The sequence below is a fragment of the uncultured Gimesia sp. genome, from assembly GCF_963972345.1.
Taxonomy (GTDB): Bacteria; Planctomycetota; Planctomycetia; order Planctomycetales; family Planctomycetaceae; genus Gimesia.
This window is the reverse complement of record NZ_CAXAVM010000010.1, coordinates 15,980-31,438: the sequence shown is the minus strand read 5'-3', so window position 1 is coordinate 31,438 and position 15,459 is coordinate 15,980. Positions and strand designations below refer to the sequence as shown.

General features: G+C 51.9%; 17 protein-coding genes and 1 tRNA gene. 7 read left to right on the top strand and 11 right to left on the bottom strand.

What is annotated here, in order from left to right; genetic code table 11:
• Nucleotides 1-12: 12 nt before the first annotated feature.
• Together AACZ40_RS03070 and AACZ40_RS03065 are read left to right on the top strand one after the other, a co-directional pair.
• Nucleotides 13-1,212, top strand: coding sequence for an alanine--glyoxylate aminotransferase family protein (locus tag AACZ40_RS03070; protein WP_291176258.1), 1,200 nt, complete (start codon nt 13-15; stop codon nt 1,210-1,212).
• A 257-nt stretch (nt 1,213-1,469) separates the two neighbouring features.
• A tRNA-Asp gene (locus tag AACZ40_RS03065) sits at nt 1,470-1,543 on the top strand.
• A 60-nt stretch (nt 1,544-1,603) separates the two neighbouring features.
• Here AACZ40_RS03065 and AACZ40_RS03060 read toward each other — a convergent pair.
• Both AACZ40_RS03060 and AACZ40_RS03055 read right to left on the bottom strand, forming a co-directional pair.
• Nucleotides 1,604-2,011, bottom strand: a complete 408-nt coding sequence (locus AACZ40_RS03060; protein ID WP_291176255.1) for a helix-turn-helix domain-containing protein — start codon at nt 2,009-2,011, stop codon at nt 1,604-1,606.
• A gap of 67 nt (nt 2,012-2,078) precedes the next feature.
• Entirely contained in the window at nt 2,079-2,378 is a 300-nt protein-coding gene (locus AACZ40_RS03055) for a hypothetical protein (RefSeq protein ID WP_291176252.1), read from the bottom strand.
• Nucleotides 2,379-2,962: 584 nt separating this feature from the next.
• Between AACZ40_RS03055 and AACZ40_RS03050 the strand changes: the two genes are divergently transcribed.
• Complete coding sequence (locus AACZ40_RS03050) at nt 2,963-3,337, top strand: hypothetical protein (protein WP_291176249.1); 375 nt, start codon at nt 2,963-2,965, stop codon at nt 3,335-3,337.
• A gap of 97 nt (nt 3,338-3,434) precedes the next feature.
• Nucleotides 3,435-4,244: an oxidoreductase gene (locus AACZ40_RS03045; protein ID WP_291176246.1), complete on the top strand. Its 810-nt coding sequence runs from the start codon at nt 3,435-3,437 to the stop codon at nt 4,242-4,244.
• Here the strand turns inward: AACZ40_RS03045 and AACZ40_RS03040 are convergent.
• Nucleotides 4,232-4,513 carry a hypothetical protein gene (locus AACZ40_RS03040; RefSeq protein ID WP_291176243.1) on the bottom strand — a complete coding sequence of 94 codons (282 nt, stop codon included), beginning with the start codon at nt 4,511-4,513 and terminating at the stop codon, nt 4,232-4,234. The two genes, AACZ40_RS03045 and AACZ40_RS03040, sit on opposite strands and share 13 nt — an antisense overlap.
• Before the next feature lie 123 nt (nt 4,514-4,636).
• Between AACZ40_RS03040 and AACZ40_RS03035 the strand changes: the two genes are divergently transcribed.
• On the top strand, nt 4,637-5,716 hold the full coding sequence (locus AACZ40_RS03035; protein WP_291176240.1) for a hypothetical protein: 1,080 nt from the start codon (nt 4,637-4,639) through the stop codon (nt 5,714-5,716).
• 147 nt (nt 5,717-5,863) lie between these two features.
• Here AACZ40_RS03035 and AACZ40_RS03030 read toward each other — a convergent pair whose 3' ends face one another.
• The 6 genes from AACZ40_RS03030 to AACZ40_RS03005 all read right to left on the bottom strand — a co-directional run bounded on the left by AACZ40_RS03030 (nt 5,864) and on the right by AACZ40_RS03005 (nt 10,579).
• A complete protein-coding gene (locus tag AACZ40_RS03030) occupies nt 5,864-6,310 on the bottom strand; it encodes a hypothetical protein (RefSeq protein ID WP_291176238.1) in 447 nt (148 codons plus the stop codon).
• Nucleotides 6,311-6,358: 48 nt separating this feature from the next.
• Nucleotides 6,359-7,234 (bottom strand): hypothetical protein, encoded by an 876-nt coding sequence (locus tag AACZ40_RS03025; RefSeq protein ID WP_291176236.1) that lies wholly within the window; start codon nt 7,232-7,234, stop codon nt 6,359-6,361.
• A gap of 93 nt (nt 7,235-7,327) precedes the next feature.
• Entirely contained in the window at nt 7,328-7,534 is a 207-nt protein-coding gene (locus AACZ40_RS03020; protein WP_291176234.1) for a hypothetical protein, read from the bottom strand.
• A gap of 43 nt (nt 7,535-7,577) precedes the next feature.
• Nucleotides 7,578-7,886: a hypothetical protein gene (locus AACZ40_RS03015; protein WP_291176232.1), complete on the bottom strand. Its 309-nt coding sequence runs from the start codon at nt 7,884-7,886 to the stop codon at nt 7,578-7,580.
• 24 nt (nt 7,887-7,910) lie between these two features.
• Nucleotides 7,911-9,266 carry an NAD(P)/FAD-dependent oxidoreductase gene (locus AACZ40_RS03010; RefSeq protein WP_291176230.1) on the bottom strand — a complete coding sequence of 452 codons (1,356 nt, stop codon included), beginning with the start codon at nt 9,264-9,266 and terminating at the stop codon, nt 7,911-7,913.
• 65 nt (nt 9,267-9,331) lie between these two features.
• A complete protein-coding gene (locus AACZ40_RS03005) occupies nt 9,332-10,579 on the bottom strand; it encodes a hypothetical protein (RefSeq protein ID WP_291176227.1) in 1,248 nt (415 codons plus the stop codon).
• 312 nt (nt 10,580-10,891) lie between these two features.
• Here AACZ40_RS03005 and AACZ40_RS03000 point away from each other — a divergent pair, with 312 nt between their 5' ends.
• On the top strand, nt 10,892-12,364 hold the full coding sequence (locus AACZ40_RS03000; RefSeq protein ID WP_291176225.1) for a sulfatase-like hydrolase/transferase: 1,473 nt from the start codon (nt 10,892-10,894) through the stop codon (nt 12,362-12,364).
• Nucleotides 12,365-12,373: 9 nt separating this feature from the next.
• Here AACZ40_RS03000 and AACZ40_RS02995 read toward each other — a convergent pair whose 3' ends face one another.
• Nucleotides 12,374-13,042: an RraA family protein gene (locus AACZ40_RS02995; protein ID WP_291176222.1), complete on the bottom strand. Its 669-nt coding sequence runs from the start codon at nt 13,040-13,042 to the stop codon at nt 12,374-12,376.
• Nucleotides 13,043-13,049: 7 nt separating this feature from the next.
• A complete protein-coding gene (locus AACZ40_RS02990; RefSeq protein WP_291176219.1) occupies nt 13,050-13,808 on the bottom strand; it encodes an IclR family transcriptional regulator in 759 nt (252 codons plus the stop codon).
• Nucleotides 13,809-13,976: 168 nt separating this feature from the next.
• Here AACZ40_RS02990 and AACZ40_RS02985 point away from each other — a divergent pair, with 168 nt between their 5' ends.
• On the top strand, nt 13,977-15,449 hold the full coding sequence (locus AACZ40_RS02985; RefSeq protein ID WP_291176216.1) for a M81 family metallopeptidase: 1,473 nt from the start codon (nt 13,977-13,979) through the stop codon (nt 15,447-15,449).
• Nucleotides 15,450-15,459: the final 10 nt, after the last annotated feature.

Genomic DNA, 15,459 nt, shown 5'->3' with positions numbered 1-15,459 from the left:
AGAACCGCTCACATGACACTCGAACATCATATTCCTCCTGCTATTCATCCTCCCCGTCGTACTCTGATGGGTCCTGGTCCCAGTGATGTGGCCCCCAGTGTGCTGGCCGCGCTGGGCGCACCGACTGTGGGACACCTCGATCCCTATTTTCTGAAGGTGATGGATGAAGTTCAGGACATGCTGCGAAATATTTTCCATACCACCAATGAACTCACACTCGCCGTGAGTGGCACGGGCAGTGCCGGTATGGAAGCCTGTGTGGTCAATCTGCTGGAACCGGGTGACAAAATCGTTGTTTGCACCAATGGTGTGTTTGGTGGCCGGATGGCTGATGTCGCAGGACGGATTGGTGCCGAAGTCGTACAGATTCACCGTCCGTTTGGCGAAGTCTTCTCTGTGGAAGAAGTGATTGATGTCCTGCAGAAAGAAAAACCCAAAGTACTGGGCATCGTACATGCGGAAACTTCAACCGGCGCTGCGCAGTCGCTCAAAGAGATTTCTCAGGCCGTTCACGAAGCCGATGCGCTGTTGCTCGTCGATTGCGTGACATCACTGGGCGGGATGCCCGTCAAAATCGATGAGTGGGATATCGATGCGGCTTACAGTGGGACGCAGAAATGTCTGAGCTGTCCTCCCGGGCTGTCTCCCGTCACATTCAGCTCCCGCGCTGTGGCTGCGATGGACGCGCGAAAAACCAAGGTTTCCAGCTGGTATCTGGACATGTCGATGGTCCGTTCCTACTGGGGCGATTCACGCGCCTATCACCATACTGCACCGATTAACATGAATTTCGGCCTGCATCAGGCCTTACGCCTGGTACTCGAAGAAGGCATGGAGAACCGCTATTCGCGTCATTATGCCAACCATTGTGCCCTTAAAGCGGGCCTGAACGCGATTGGAATTGAATTCGCGGTCGCCGAAGACCATCAACTCCCCATGTTAAACGCTGTTGTGATCCCGGATGGCGTGGAGGACGCGGCGATTCGCGGTCAGCTGCTGCAGCGGTTCGGCATTGAAATCGGCGGCGGCCTGGGACCGTTGAAAGGCAAGACCTGGCGGATTGGTTTAATGGGAGAAAGCAGCCAGAGTACCCATGTGCTGTTGTTCCTGGCGGCCCTGGAACAGTGCCTGCTGCACTCCGGCTACCAACTCACGCCCGGCGCCGGCGTAGCTGCTGCAAACGATTTTTACCGCACAACGATTACAGCCTGACCTCCAGTCGGCGAGAACTTTCGGTTTCTCAGAGAATCGGAGGCTGATTATTTAATGAGCCCGCTCAGGAATTCCGATTCCTAAGATACGACTCTCAGTTGACTTGCTGTCCGTTGAAAGTCGCGGTATATTGAGAACAGAATAGGGCGTCATGCGTCTGTGTTTCAGTGAGAAATTTTTCGAACATTCTCACGAATTTTGTGTCGAATGAGTGGCAATCGAGAAAATGATCGCCTATCATTTCCGACCACCTGTAAGGGGCCGTAGCTCAATTGGTTAGAGTACCGGACTGTCGATCCGGCGGTTGCGGGTTCAAGTCCCGTCGGCCTCGCTTACTACGCTCGTTGTCATTATTGACAGCGAGCGTTTTTTTGTGCGCGAGGGCTTTCTACTATTTGCTTTTTGATTTTACCTTAGCTTGATGCCGGTTTACGACAATGCGTTTCCCCTTTACCTTAACCCCTTTTAATGTAATGCTTGGCAAGCCGACACTTTTACAAACCAATTCTGGATGCTCGCTAAACATCTGAATTAATCGGCGTGACGCAGCCGAAGGATCTCTAAGGCCCTGTTCCCAACTTTGCAGTGTTTTAGTGGACACACTCAACATTCTGGCAAATACTGCTTGAGACATTCCCGCTCGTGTTCGCAAAGCGGACAAAGTTTTGGCATCAATCTCCGGTGGATCATTGGGAATTTCCACAGTTTTCAAAGTCAGTTCACCTGTAGTATGGGCGATCCCTTCTTCTAATCCCTGTTTGATTCGCTCAAATAATGGTTTTCGTTGTCTGGTTGTCATTTTCATTTTTCTGTTCTATGCGTAACCGGGGTCTTCAAATGTTGTTTAAGTTTTGCAGCTAAGTTTTTCAATTCAGACTTTTCAGATGGGGATAAATTAATTTTTTCATTTTTATCATAGATATCGAGCAGAAAAAAAATTTCGCATCTGCAACGTATAAATAAATCACTCTTGCACCACCCCGTTTTCCTTTACCACGTTTGGGATCAGCACTTCGAATTTTGCGGAGACCTCCACAGCCAGGAATCAGAGTGCCTTTCTGAGGATTATCCATAAGCTCCTGCTGTAACTGAGCATATACTTCGTCGGGTAAAAATTCAGATACCCATTCGGTAAACTCAGTTGATTCAATAAATACAGCTTTCATACCGAAACCATTCTATCCCACTCAGTAGGATAGATCAAGATGATTTATTGATACCAGAACACAGATTGCATGACATCTGGTTAAAATAACCGCGATCTGAAATAGCAACGTATTATTTTCAGCCTCCTGGTCTTCCCGAAATTCAACGATGGTCTGCATCAGAACACAATATTTGCATTCACTCATAGAGGTGCCTGACTTCTCGATGGCAGAGCCGTTTAGCCACCTCGCGATTGAGTGTCAACTCGTTCCATTCTGAATGTTCCTGAGCCAGCGTTCCACGCACCATTACCCGTGACGTCTCCCACAATTCAGCGGCAATCTTCAGTCATTCTTCGGGAGCCTGTTTCCGTAGAAGTTCTACCATTGCTTTATCGATCACTTCCACAACAAGACGCCTGCCGTCCATAGTGTTGTGCTAGCATTAAGAAATTTGCGTGAAGATGTGTTAATCATGATACGATAACAGTACCCCTTATTGCAGACTCATTTCAAGGAAGTTTAAATAGTATTCCGCTTCGGTACATTGATCTATGAAATATCCGAATGAGTCAATAAAGACTCATAACTCAGGAGCAATTCGCATGGCTGACTTTCGTCTGGAAAAACTGTACGTCATCCTGGATGAGCCGATCCCAGGTATCAACCATCTTCAGGCCGTCGATCCTGAAGAATTTGCCTGGCATGATACTTTCGATTTGACCCAGCAACTGGGCGTGACTCCACTTGATGATTTCACATACGCTCCCTTTGATAGAGAAGTCTGGTATCCGGCGGGAGCAGGTCTCAAGTCGATCCGCTCACTTCTCCAAGAATTCCGACGTCAGGCTGCCACTTCTGAAGAAGTACAGCAAAGAATGCAACCCCGCATCAATATGTTTGAGAAGTTGGAAGAATTATTCGATCAGGCTGACGCACATGATCGTGAGTTCTATCTGTCTGCGCGAGACCTCGATTGACAGCGATTCCGGGTTTGATACGATTCGAATCTGATTTACCCACTATTTTCAGATCACAAATCAATCGAACCAGACACAGGAATGGAGTCAGAGCACCATGCAAACGGTATTGATCACAGGCGCGTCCGCTGGATTCGGGAAACTGGTTGCTGAAAAACTGCTGACGAAAGGGTTTACCGTCTACGCGGCTGCCCGGCGGCTCGAAAAAATGCGTGACCTGGAATCCTTGGGCGCCCATATCATGCATATGGATGTGACAGATACGGAATCCGTCAAGGCCGGTGTCGCGAAGGTGATTGAAGAACAGCAGCGAATCGATGTGCTGTTCAACAACGCGGGTTACGGCTCTTATGGCACGATTGAAGATGTGCCCCTGGAGGAGATTCAGCGTCAATATGATGTCAACGTGTTCGGCATGGGGCGACTCGTGCAGGCCGTGCTGCCACAGATGCGAAAGCAGGGTTCCGGGCGAATCATCAACACCGCGTCGGTCGTCGGTCATGTCTCAACGGCGGTGCTGGGCTGGTATGCTTCGACCAAACATGCAGTTGAGGCGTTTTCCGATGCGCTGCGGATGGAAGTCAAATCATTGGGCATTGATGTGGTCGTCATCGAACCGGGGGCAGTCAAAACCGAATTTGACGAGGTGGCGTTCGCTACGCTGGACAATCTGGACCATACAGAAGATTATAAGCCGCTCGTCGCCGCCTTCCGCAAATTCACGAGTGATCTCTACTCCAAAAGTCCAGGCCCCGAAAGTACTGCCAATGCGGTTGTGAAGGCCATCGAAGCGAAGAAGCCCAAAACCCGCTACGCGACCACCTTGGATGCCAAGCTACTGCCCCGGGTCAAACGACTCTTCAGCGACAAACTGTTCGATAAGATCGTATTGAGTCAGATGAAGTAGAACTCATCCAGCCATCCTGATTTTCCCAGAATCCAATCTGATACAGCGGCGGTCATTCGAGACTCATCATTGTACAAAATAACCGTTCTCGAGACGCTGTTCTCACGCGCGACTACGTTGATTTCCTCCCTATCAGTATCAGCCCTGAGGGACTGGTGTACCACGCACGCGGCTCTCCAGATTTTGCTGGCAGGTTTAAGCGCGGGTTGTTCGCTGAGCATCCAGTCGTGTGATCGCCCATCAGCAGATTCGCTTTCGATTTCAGTCATCCTGTCGCACTTTAGTCGATTTTTGGAGTATTTTGGGAGTTGGCATAGCCTTTGCAATTCTCTTCCAGCGTGGCCAGGAATGAAACCACTTAATACTCGAAACAATATATGGAAGGAAATGAAATGTTACGCCGAAGTATAAAAGTCTTAGCTGCTGCAGCCGTTCTGGGAATCAGCCCCGCATTGCTGACCGCGCAGGCTCCTCTGGAAGATGCCGGCGCTCAACTGGAATCACAGTCAAAGGCAGCGGGCCAGGTTACCAACCCTGCTCCCAAAGTACCGGGAAAAGATGCCAGGATCGATGCGAATTCCGATCTGGATGCCAAGTCTCAGTTGAATAACAGACAACTGGACGCCGATGCAAACCTGGATGCGAAATCTAAACAGAATACGAATTCCCAAGATTCACAATTGAAGTCCAAAACACAGTTGGACGCTGATGTGGATGCCAACACAAAAAGGAATAGACGAGATCTGCAGACACCGCCCCAGACTCCTGATGCCGCCGATGGCGCCATTCAAAACACGCCCGGCGATGCCGAACTGAGGGGGAACGTTCAAGGGGATGCAGACGTTGATCTGGAAGGCAACCAGCGACAGCGCCATCAGACGAATCGCCCCCAGACGTTCGATAATCAGGGAAATAACGAAATCGATGATTTCGTACGTCAGGGAACCGCTCATCTGGACATTGATGATGCGACCCGCGCCCGTTATCGTCATCACAACGGTCACTGGTGGTACAAAACCGATCAGAATGAATGGTTGATCCATACCAATGGTCAATGGGAATCATTTGATCCGGTAACCTATCGTAATCCCGGTCAGCCTATGAACCAGGATTATTACCAAGACGACGACAACTATCAGTCCAGCAACTACTACGACGACGGAAGTTATTACCAGGGTGGTTACTATTACAGCCAACCCCAGTATTATGGCTATGGCCGAAACTACAACCGGGGATATGGTTACGGTAACAACTTCTACAATAATCGTGGATATGGTTACGGTCGTGGCTATGGACAGGGATACTACAACAACCGTGGCAACAGATTTAACGGTCGCTATGGCACCGGATACCGTGGTTGGAACCGCGATCAACGACAGGGTGCTGCCATCGGTGCTGGTATCGGAGGTGCCATTGGTGGTAACCAGGGTGCTGCCATCGGTGCTGGAATTGGCGCTGGTGTAGCCGACTGATTGAATTGAAAAATAAGGATCTATTTCCTGACCGCAATACTGAATGACGGAGTGAAGTATTGCTCTCAAAGCAGGCCAGCAGATGCCCCTCTGCTGGCCTGCTTATTTTTGCGCGCTGCCTTTAGAAGATTATAGCCCGTCAGTCTTCTATTTTTTATCCTTGATGAATTCATCCACATGGATGGTAAAATAATACCCGGTCAGCGGCGTCGGTTTGCCGGTCCGAGGATCGCTCGTTGTTTTCAGTTGCAACTGGGCACGTTCTGCCAGTTCTTTTTTCATGTGAGCACGAACCTGGGTTTTTCCGTCAACCGTTCTGGTTGCCAGCGAAACCATCAGATCGGGCCGGCCTGATGTTCCTTCCTCCGGAATGTAAAGCGAAATAGAATTGATGGGCTTCAACTTCCCGGCATCGGCAATCTCCAGCTCGATTGTCACGCGACCAGTGCCATGGTCGACAACGGACAGCTCATATTTGAGTCCGAGTTCTTCCTTCGACTGCCCGATTCCAAACTCAATTGCCCAGGCATCCTGAGCCGTCAACAGCAGCCCCAGTAAACCAAACAGCATCGTGATGAGTCTACATGTCGGCATCGTTTCTCTCCCTGTTGAAGAAATGAGGCAGGTTCGCAATAGAGCACATTATTTTTTCTGCGCCTTCAGAAACAGATGGATCTGTTCCCGTGTTTTCTGATGCTGTTTTTCTGCCTCTGAGTTGTCCGGCGCGGTTTCGATGATTTTGATCGTCTCTGTGAGTCTTTTTTTGAACGCTTCATCATCGGTGTCTAGCCTGGCGCGCAAGTCCGGCAGCAGCGGTGTCGCTTTTTTTCCAAAGACCGACAGCGCCCCGGCGGCGTTTAACCGCACCCAGACTTCGTTATCATCCAGCAGTTTCGCAATCGCGTTCATGTTGCTGGTACTGTAGGGATTGAGTCCTGCCAGCTGACCGGCGTCCCAGCCACGAACCGTAATATCGGTGCTGGTCAGTCCGGCGGAAAACCGCTTTTCCAGATCCGCCAGTTCCAGCAGAGTCACACCAGCGGGAATTTTGAGCTGATCCAGCGGAATCGTCTCATCCACATAGATAGACAGCATCGGATGCAGGTTCCAGATTTTTCCCCCCTGGTCCTTCTTTGCCATGGCCCGGGCAAGGCCGCCCACCAGATGCAGGTCCCATTGATAGGGAATGCTTTGTGTCTCTCGAAACGACTTTGTGGAAGCGGGGCCGGGTCGCAGTACGATCTCATGCTGCTTCTGATTCGTAGCAGCAAATTTCTGCAGGACATCATTCAGTGCATCGATATCGCCGCGGTAGTAAGCATGCTCATTTCCATTGACCCAGACATGATAGACGCGGCTCTCATGATTGATAACAGGTTCAATTCCGGGCCAGTCTTTGTAATTCAACGCGTTCAACCGTCGATTACCAAACGTTTCTTCCCCCAGAGCCCAGGCAAGGGAAGGGAGACAACTTACGATCAACAAGCCTGACAATAAAACCGGAAACGCGCGTCGCATGGCAGGACTTCCTTATTCAGATTAGTGAGTACGTTACCTTCTGAGACGACGATCGGGCCCCCTTTGTTTCATTTATTATTCGATTTTTCCGCTTTAATTCCGATACATGGCATTGGCCAGCAAACCAAAGACCACAGCCGACGCCAGCAGATAAAGACTGCGTCCCTCGATTTCTGCATTAAAAAATGCCGTTGCAGATGCGATGATTCCAATAAAACCGGTCAGGATTGCGCCAAAATAGACCAGTCCCGCCTCTGCAGAGCCACGTTGTTTTTCTGCTTTATGTTCTTCCGTATCCATGTCATTCCTCCTCATGTTGAAATCATACTGGTATCAATTCGTGCTACTTTTGCTCTTTGGTCACAACCGGCTGATCAGATTTTGCATCGCCGCCGGAGCCTCCCAGCTGGTACGCGATTCCAAAGCAGAGCCCCACCAGCAGGACGGAAATCGGATTGGAATACACCCTCAGCAGGTTGGCGATAGAAACTCGCTGCAACAGATCGCCGGGCAGTTCCATGCCAAAATCCTGTTCGCCATCCCAGCCGCGATCCAGCGCAGCCTGGCGAAACTCGCCTTCCGTTTTCCAGATAAAGCCGAACATGGCCAGAATCAAAAAGCCTGCCATGAGTGCAGCGATCAGATATTTCATGTTTCACGGCTCCCAAATTGAAGTTCAGGATTCCCCTGCGTCGTGCTTTTTCTTTTTCCCCGCTTTGACTTCGGGGGGTTGATGATCCGAGTACAGGCGTTTGATGTGGACTTTGGGATCGCCGGTGATCAGACGGGAGCGGCGGGTTTTCCAGAGGTAGTTCCAGCACCAGTCGAGCATGACCTTGAAGCGGTTGCGAAAGCCGACCAGGAACATCACGTGCAGAATGTTCCAGGAGATCCAGCCCAGTATCCCGCCATAATGGATTTTGCCGATCGCGGCGATGGCGTTACCGCGACCGATCATCGCCATCGAGCCTTTGTCGTAATAACTGAATTGCGGCCGCTCTTTCGGTGCGTTTCCGTTGATTTCCTTTTTGATGATGTCTGCTACGAAACGACCGGTCTGAATGGCGCCCTGTGCCAGTCCGGGCACCGGTTTTCCAGTTTTGGCATCGGTCGCATGTGCGGCGTCTCCTATGACAAAAACTTCGGGGTGGCCGGGAATTGACATGTCCGGGCCCACAACGATCCGGCTGCCTCGATCGACTTCGGTATCGAGTGTTTTCGCCAGATCCTGTCCCTGGACGCCCGCGGCCCAGAACACATTCTCGGCCTGAATGGTTTCCTCGCCGATTTTCACGCCATCTTCTGTCACATCGGTCACGTGCACATTCAGATGAATTTCAACCCCCATTTTTTCCAGCACTTTTTGCGCACGGGCACTCAGATCTTCAGGCATGGGGCCTACCAGACGCGGACCACCATCCACGAGAATCACGCGGGCCATATTACATTGAATATTGCGAAATTCGCGGGGTAGAGTTTCGGAAGCCACTTCTTTGATCGCACCTGCCAGTTCCACGCCCGTCGGTCCGCCGCCGACAACCACAAACGTCAGAATTTTACGGCGGGCTTCTTCATCGGCTTCCCATTCCGCCTCTTCAAACGCGAGATACAACCGCCTGCGAATTTCCAGCGCATCGTCGATCGACTTCAATCCCGGCGCATACACTCGATATTCATCGTGACCAAAATAAGACTGCCGGGCTCCGGTGGCGATGACCAGGTAATCGTAGTCAAGTTCGCCACCATCAAAGCAGACCAGTTTTTTATCAAAGTCGATGGCGGTGACTTCCCCCAGCGCGACGTGCACGTTTTTCTGTTTCCAGAGAATTTTGCGAATCGGTGCCGCAATATTCGCCGGATCCAGTTCGCCCGTTGCCACCTGGTACAGCAGAGGCTGAAACAGGTGGTAATTTCGCTTGTCGATCAGATCAATCTCGACCGCTTCATTCTTAAATGCTTTGACAACATTGATGCCGCCAAAACCTCCTCCGATAACAACAAGCCGTGGCAGCTCTGAAGAAGTAGGATTCATAGTGATTTCAATTCATGGTGTGAGTAGAGCAGCGTAAAATTCCGGGGAACGTCCGGGCATGTCTGTCAGTCGAAAACGTGCCCGTGATCGTAGCGTTCGTCGATGCCGGCGGCTTCGGTCAGAGCGGCCACGTTGGACTTGGTAAAGAAACCCTCGTATTTGTGACAGCGTTCCACATACTCGGTAATCAGAATCGAATACTGGGAGTGTTTGGAGAAAATCTGCTTCAGATTGGGTTCATCCACGCATTCCCCCACGACATGTGCCAGGAACGGAATGCCTTTGTCTTTGAGAGTCTGCACGACGTAATCCACGTTCTTTTCACCGCCCCGATGATCGCCGTCGAGCACTTCATAGGCCACATGATGCAACCGACGTCCGTAATTGCGAACGAAATCTTCTGTGGGCATGGGCAGATTCTCAAAGGAGTTCACGAAGGAGGGCGTGTTGTTAGCCGTGAAGACCTTGGCAGGTGATTTTTTATCGTTATCGACGTAACCGTTCCGCGTCACGTTCGTGGATGAGTTCATCTCCGCAATATTATAAGCGCCCCAGAAGTAATGGTTGGACATGGTCAGGAATTCGAGGATCGCATCTTCCCGTTCGCCAGCAAGAATCCGGGTGGCCAGATGGTCGACTCCCAGCACCAGTTTATTCAGCTTATGAGCTTCGCCAAACGCGAGCACCTGATTCAGCGACTCCATGACTTCGGGGTCGAGTTCAAAGGGTTTCCCCAGTTGGAGCACATCGTAATCGTCGATGTCTTCCTGGGTGTAGCCGACCCGGTTACAGGTAAAGTCAGAAGGGAAGGTGAATACAAAATGGGCATCGGTAAAGAACGGATTTTTGGTTTCGTGGTGGTAATTGAACCGCACGCTGTGCGACTCAAGCGTGCTTCGCGTTTCGTTGACATCTTTCGTGCTGAAGATTTCACCGATGTAACGTGCGTTGGGCTTTTTACTGGAAAGCGGGTAGAGCCGATTGAACATCGTGATTTCGTCGGCGTAGTCCTTCTCCAGCGGCTCCAGGATGAACATCCGCGGATAGTCGGGATGCGAGGTGAGGATATACACATTGTGCGTATTGTTTCGGAAGGCAGCGGAAAAACGGTAGGGGGTCATCAGGTAGAGTTCATGCAGATAAGGTATCACTTCTCCCGTTTCCACCTGCAGCACGATGCCGCGCATGGTCCCCAGCAGGTCTTCGATGCCACTGGATTTTCGACGTTCGAAGATTTTCATCCGGTAGTCTTCGAAAAATTCAGAGTTCTTTTTATCGCCGCCCGGTTGATACTCTAATGTATTGATACTCACGGGAATCTTCCTTTTCCTGAAACTGTGACGCGATTGTTTTTTTGAATATCTGAAAGCAACCGCAGTCACCCCGAGTCCATTATCCGGCTTCGTTGACTGCAGTAGATGTTATGTTACCGCACAAAACCGGATTTGTAATGTTGGTATTGCTTTCTTTTCATTATTTTCACAGGCAGATACCGTTTCCAGAAGGGCAGAGTTGCGGCGAAAGTGGAATTTCATAACGCAGATTCGGAATGACAGCCCCGTCCCTTCAAGCTATGCTGAATGACTGGAAACCGTCTCGATTTTAATAGGGAGAGATTCGCACCAATGAAACGCACTCAAATTGATGCCCTGTCAGCATTCTGGAATGCGTTCTTCCTGATACTGTCTCTTTCTGTTTTCCTCGGCTCTCCGGGGAAGCTGGCCGCAGCGGAACCTGCACGATCTCCCAATATTGTGATGATTATTTCAGACGATCAAACCTTTCGCGATTTCGGTTTTATGGGCAACACAGAGATTCAGACGCCCCACATCGATCGTCTGGCACAGCAGTCGGCCCGCTATGTGAATGGCTATCTGCCGACGAGTGTCTGCAGTCCCTCGCTGGCCACGCTCTTGACCGGCCTTTATCCGCATCAGAGCGGGATCCACTATAACCATCCGCCTCCAGGCAACAGTGCTTTCAATAAAATGACTTCGCGCAACGAATACGAGTCGACCCGCAGCCAGGCGTTTCAACTGATCAAAAACGTCGATACACTGCCACGCATCCTGGCGGCGAACGGTTATCGCTGCCTGCAGACAGGCAAGTTCTGGGAAGGCCATTATCGCAACGCCGGCTTTACTGAAGGCATGACCATTTTTGAACCAGTTCCCGGCCAGTCGTTCGGCGGGAACCGCAAACTGGCAAACGGCACACTGGTGGCTCACGGCAATGGAGACTGGGGATTGAAGATCGGCCGGGAGACCATGCAGCCGATTTACGATTTCGTCACAGACTGCGAACAGAACTCCACGCCGTGGCTGGTCTGGTATGCTCCCTATCTGCCACACCAGCCACACGATTCGCCTCAAAAATATTTCGACCTGTATCGCAACAATCCGCGCGTGGCGAAACATGAAATCGCATATTACGCCAGTTGCTCGCAGTTCGATGATACCGTCGGAGAACTGGTCCAGTTTGTGGAACAGCAAGCCGACCTCAAGAACACGCTGTTTCTGTTCGTCATCGACAATGGCTGGACGCCGGGCGAGAGACCGATGAAGCCACGCGAGAACTTTCACCATACCAAAGAAAGTAAACGCTCCCCCTTTGAAGATGGTCTGCGTTCGCCCATTCTGATCCGCTGGGACGGACATACAAAACCAGCCACGCATACGGCACTGGTCAGCAGTATTGATATCGTGCCCACACTGCTGCATGCAGCCGGGCAGGGGAAGCAAGCCGCAAAGCTGCCCGGCGTCAACCTGCTGCCATCGGCGCGCGGGAAAGCAACATTGCCGGAAGATCGCGCCGTCTATGGAGAAGTCTTTCCGGGAGATGCGACGGCTTTGAACCAGCCGGGACGCGAAGTTGCACACCGCTGGATTCGCAAAGGGAACCTGAAACTGATCACTTCTCATAACCCGAATGCGCAGGGAAAAACCTGGAACAATTACACCAACGGCGATGTGCTGTTCGATCTGGAACACGATCCGGGAGAAACGCAGAACCTGATCGACGACCCCGAACAGGCTGAGTCCCTGGCTGAGCTGCGACGATTACTGGATGCCTGGTGGGACCCTGCAAAAACCGATTAGCGGCAGTCTTTATAAAATCCCGTACTTCGCAAAGGCTTCCGTTGCGGACATGCCGTTTTTGATGCTGTCGCGAAAGGTGTTTTCTTCGTGCACCTTTTTCCAGGCGGACTGAATCACTTCGGCTTCGACGGCCTGCGGCACGACAGCGATGCCATCCACGTCGGCAAATACCAGATCGCCGGGCGCAAAGTAAACGCCGCCGATTTCGACGGGCACATCAATGTCGATAATCCGCTGACGGTCTTTACTGTCATAGGGAGACGTTCCCGCCGCCCAGACCGGGAACTGCATGGATCGCATCTGCCGGACATCGCGAACCGCGCCATCGATAATGGCACCACAGCAACCCCGATGTTTGACGGCGGTAGAAAGCAGTTCTCCCCAGATCCCCGACCGCATCGAACCACTGGCAGCGGCAATGAAGATTTCATCGGCGTTGATCGAATCCACGGCTTTCAGTTCCAGTTCGTACGGACTGGGATCAACGTGGTACATGTCGGCCCAGAGGCTGGTTTTGCAGCGCCCCACGACAACCGCATCCACCGTCATGGGCAGCAGTTCCTTGCGTGGCGACTGATTGGTGTAGCCCAGCGAATCGAGGGCGTCGCAAATGATGGCTGAGTGCAGATGCTCCCGCATCATGTCGAGCGTGATGGTTTCCGGTTGTGGCTGATTCATGGTTGTCTCATGTCTGAGGTTGAAGTTGTTGTGAAATCTGCCGGGCCGTCCGTACCACGGCTTTGATAAATCGCTGCAGCGCTTTTGCATCGGCGCGGGCCGTGGGTACACTCAGGCTGATAGCGGCAACGATCTGCGTCCCTTCATAGAGGGGCGCTCCGATGCAGGTCACGCCGACATCGTTCTGATCCTGTTCGACGGAATAACCATCGGCCTGCGTCTGTTGATGAATTTTACGAAGCTGTTTGAGATCGATAACCGTTTCTCTCGTGCGGGCGACCAGCCGGGTCCGTGCGATCAGGGCGTCCCATGCTTCCTCCGTCAATTGTGAAGTGATCGCCCGGCCCAGAGAGGTCGAGTAAAACGGATCGGTGCTGCTGGGCTCCACAATCCGCCTTAGGGGATGCGTACTCTCCAGTACGCTCAGGTAGCGAACATGAGTGCCCCGCAGGACGCCGAGATTGACGGTTTCGCCCGTCAACTCATGCAGTTCCCTCAGCAGGGGAGCCGCCAGTTCCGTCAAGCGATCTTCCAGAGAACCGGATGCCAGCCGCCGGAGTTTCGGGGTAATCTGATACACGCCTTTTTCAAGACGGCTCACGTATCCCAGTTCAACCAGTTCCTGCAGAATTCGATGCACGGTCGGTTTGGGCAGTCCGAGTTCGTGTACCATTTCCAACAGTGTCAGCGAACCATCGGCTGCTGCCAGCACCTCCAGCACCAGAAATGCCTTGCCCAGCGATGTGACTTCTTTGGTGACCAGCATTGCAATTGACATTCAGAAAAACAGAAGACGAAGAATTTTCTGGCTGCTTGCAACCAGAGCATTGTTCCATTATACTGAATACACCGTTCCACATTAAGATATAACTGCTCGTTTTCTTATGGATTTTCGGTAGTCATTATTTTTGCCCGGTTCACAAAGGAGCCTCTCATGCGTGTCGGAATCATTGCGTTGCAGCACGAATCCAATACGTTTATTCAGACGGCGACGGAACTGTCCGATTTTGAATATGATGTGCTGGCGACCGGTGAGTCGATCTACCCGATCTTTGCAGATTCGGCCCATGAGATTGGCGGATTTTTTGCCAGTCTTGCTGAAACCGATATCGAAGCGGTGCCAATTTTTGTGGCGCGTGCACTGCCTGGAGGAACAATCACCCAGCCCACCGTCGAGACATTGCTGCAACAAATGTTGAGAGAACTAAAAGCAGCTGGCCCACTGGATGGATTACTGGTTGCACCACATGGTGCAGGTGTCAGCGAAGGGGCTCGGGATCTGGATGGGTACTGGCTGACACAGGTCCGTGAGACTGTCGGACCAGACATGCCGATCGTCTGCACTCTCGATGCGCATGCGAATGTATCGCAGGCGATGATTGATGCCTGCAATGCCACGATTGTGTACCGTTCGAATCCCCACATCGACCAGCGCGATCGAGGCATCGAAGCGGCCCGGCTGATGCAACGCATTCTGAAAGGGGAAGTCAAACCGACACAGGCTGCCTGCTTCGTCCCCCTCGCGATTAATATTGAGCGTCAACATACCTCATCGGAACCATGCGCCTCGCTCTATCGACTGGCAGATGAACTACTCAAAACGCCCGGCGTATTGAGTAACAGCATTATCCTGGGATTCCCCTATGCTGATGTGTACGAAATGGGATCGGGTTTCATTGTGGTGACCGACAATGCCCCAGAACTGGCACAACAACTGGCAGACCAGCTGGGTGAAACATTGATCCAGCGTCGTGACGAATTCCAGGCACACCTGATAAGTATCGACGATGCACTGGACCGGGCGGAACAGCTGACGGGACCAGTCTGCTTCCTGGATATGGGGGACAACATCGGCGGCGGATCTCCGGCAGATGGCACCACGATATTACATGCGATTAAACGTCGAGGCGGGCCCACCAGTTTCGCCTGTCTGTTCGATCCCCAGGCGGCTCAACAGGCGATCGCCGCGGGACCGGGGACCACACTGACTCAACTCGCGATGGGAGGCAAAACCGATGATCAGCATGGTGCGCCCCTGATCTGCGATGTGACGGTGGTCAGTATTCATGACGGGCATTTCAAGGAACCGGAAGTGAGGCATGGTGGCAAAACCGAATTTCATATGGGACCGACTGCCGTCGTGAAGACTGACTTTGGTCTGACCATCATGCTCAACAGCCATCGCACGCCCCCGTTCAGCCTGGGACAGTTGACTTCATGTGGCATTGCACCCGCCGATTATCAGATCCTGATTGCCAAGGGAGTGCAGGCTCCGCTGGCCGCCTACAGCCCGGTCTGCCCGAATCTGATTCGCGTGAATACGCCGGGAGTCACCTCTGCCGACATGCAACAGTTCCAATATCAATTTCGCCGTCAACCCCTGTTTCCCTTTGAATCGATCCATTAAACGGAATTCC

Excerpts from the sequence above, each read along its gene's own strand:
- AACZ40_RS03070 (WP_291176258.1), top strand. The coding sequence starts at position 13 with ATGACACTCGAACATCATATTCCTCCTGCTATTCATCCTCCCCGTCGT.
- AACZ40_RS03060 (WP_291176255.1), bottom strand. The coding sequence starts at position 2,011 with ATGACAACCAGACAACGAAAACCATTATTTGAGCGAATCAAACAGGGA.
- AACZ40_RS03055 (WP_291176252.1), bottom strand. The coding sequence starts at position 2,378 with ATGAAAGCTGTATTTATTGAATCAACTGAGTTTACCGAATGGGTATCT.
- AACZ40_RS03050 (WP_291176249.1), top strand. The coding sequence starts at position 2,963 with ATGGCTGACTTTCGTCTGGAAAAACTGTACGTCATCCTGGATGAGCCG.
- AACZ40_RS03045 (WP_291176246.1), top strand. The coding sequence starts at position 3,435 with ATGCAAACGGTATTGATCACAGGCGCGTCCGCTGGATTCGGGAAACTG.
- AACZ40_RS03040 (WP_291176243.1), bottom strand. The coding sequence starts at position 4,513 with ATGACTGAAATCGAAAGCGAATCTGCTGATGGGCGATCACACGACTGG.
- AACZ40_RS03035 (WP_291176240.1), top strand. The coding sequence starts at position 4,637 with ATGTTACGCCGAAGTATAAAAGTCTTAGCTGCTGCAGCCGTTCTGGGA.
- AACZ40_RS03030 (WP_291176238.1), bottom strand. The coding sequence starts at position 6,310 with ATGCCGACATGTAGACTCATCACGATGCTGTTTGGTTTACTGGGGCTG.
- AACZ40_RS03025 (WP_291176236.1), bottom strand. The coding sequence starts at position 7,234 with ATGCGACGCGCGTTTCCGGTTTTATTGTCAGGCTTGTTGATCGTAAGT.
- AACZ40_RS03020 (WP_291176234.1), bottom strand. The coding sequence starts at position 7,534 with ATGGATACGGAAGAACATAAAGCAGAAAAACAACGTGGCTCTGCAGAG.
- AACZ40_RS03015 (WP_291176232.1), bottom strand. The coding sequence starts at position 7,886 with ATGAAATATCTGATCGCTGCACTCATGGCAGGCTTTTTGATTCTGGCC.
- AACZ40_RS03010 (WP_291176230.1), bottom strand. The coding sequence starts at position 9,266 with ATGAATCCTACTTCTTCAGAGCTGCCACGGCTTGTTGTTATCGGAGGA.
- AACZ40_RS03000 (WP_291176225.1), top strand. The coding sequence starts at position 10,892 with ATGAAACGCACTCAAATTGATGCCCTGTCAGCATTCTGGAATGCGTTC.
- AACZ40_RS02995 (WP_291176222.1), bottom strand. The coding sequence starts at position 13,042 with ATGAATCAGCCACAACCGGAAACCATCACGCTCGACATGATGCGGGAG.
- AACZ40_RS02990 (WP_291176219.1), bottom strand. The coding sequence starts at position 13,808 with ATGCTGGTCACCAAAGAAGTCACATCGCTGGGCAAGGCATTTCTGGTG.
- AACZ40_RS02985 (WP_291176216.1), top strand. The coding sequence starts at position 13,977 with ATGCGTGTCGGAATCATTGCGTTGCAGCACGAATCCAATACGTTTATT.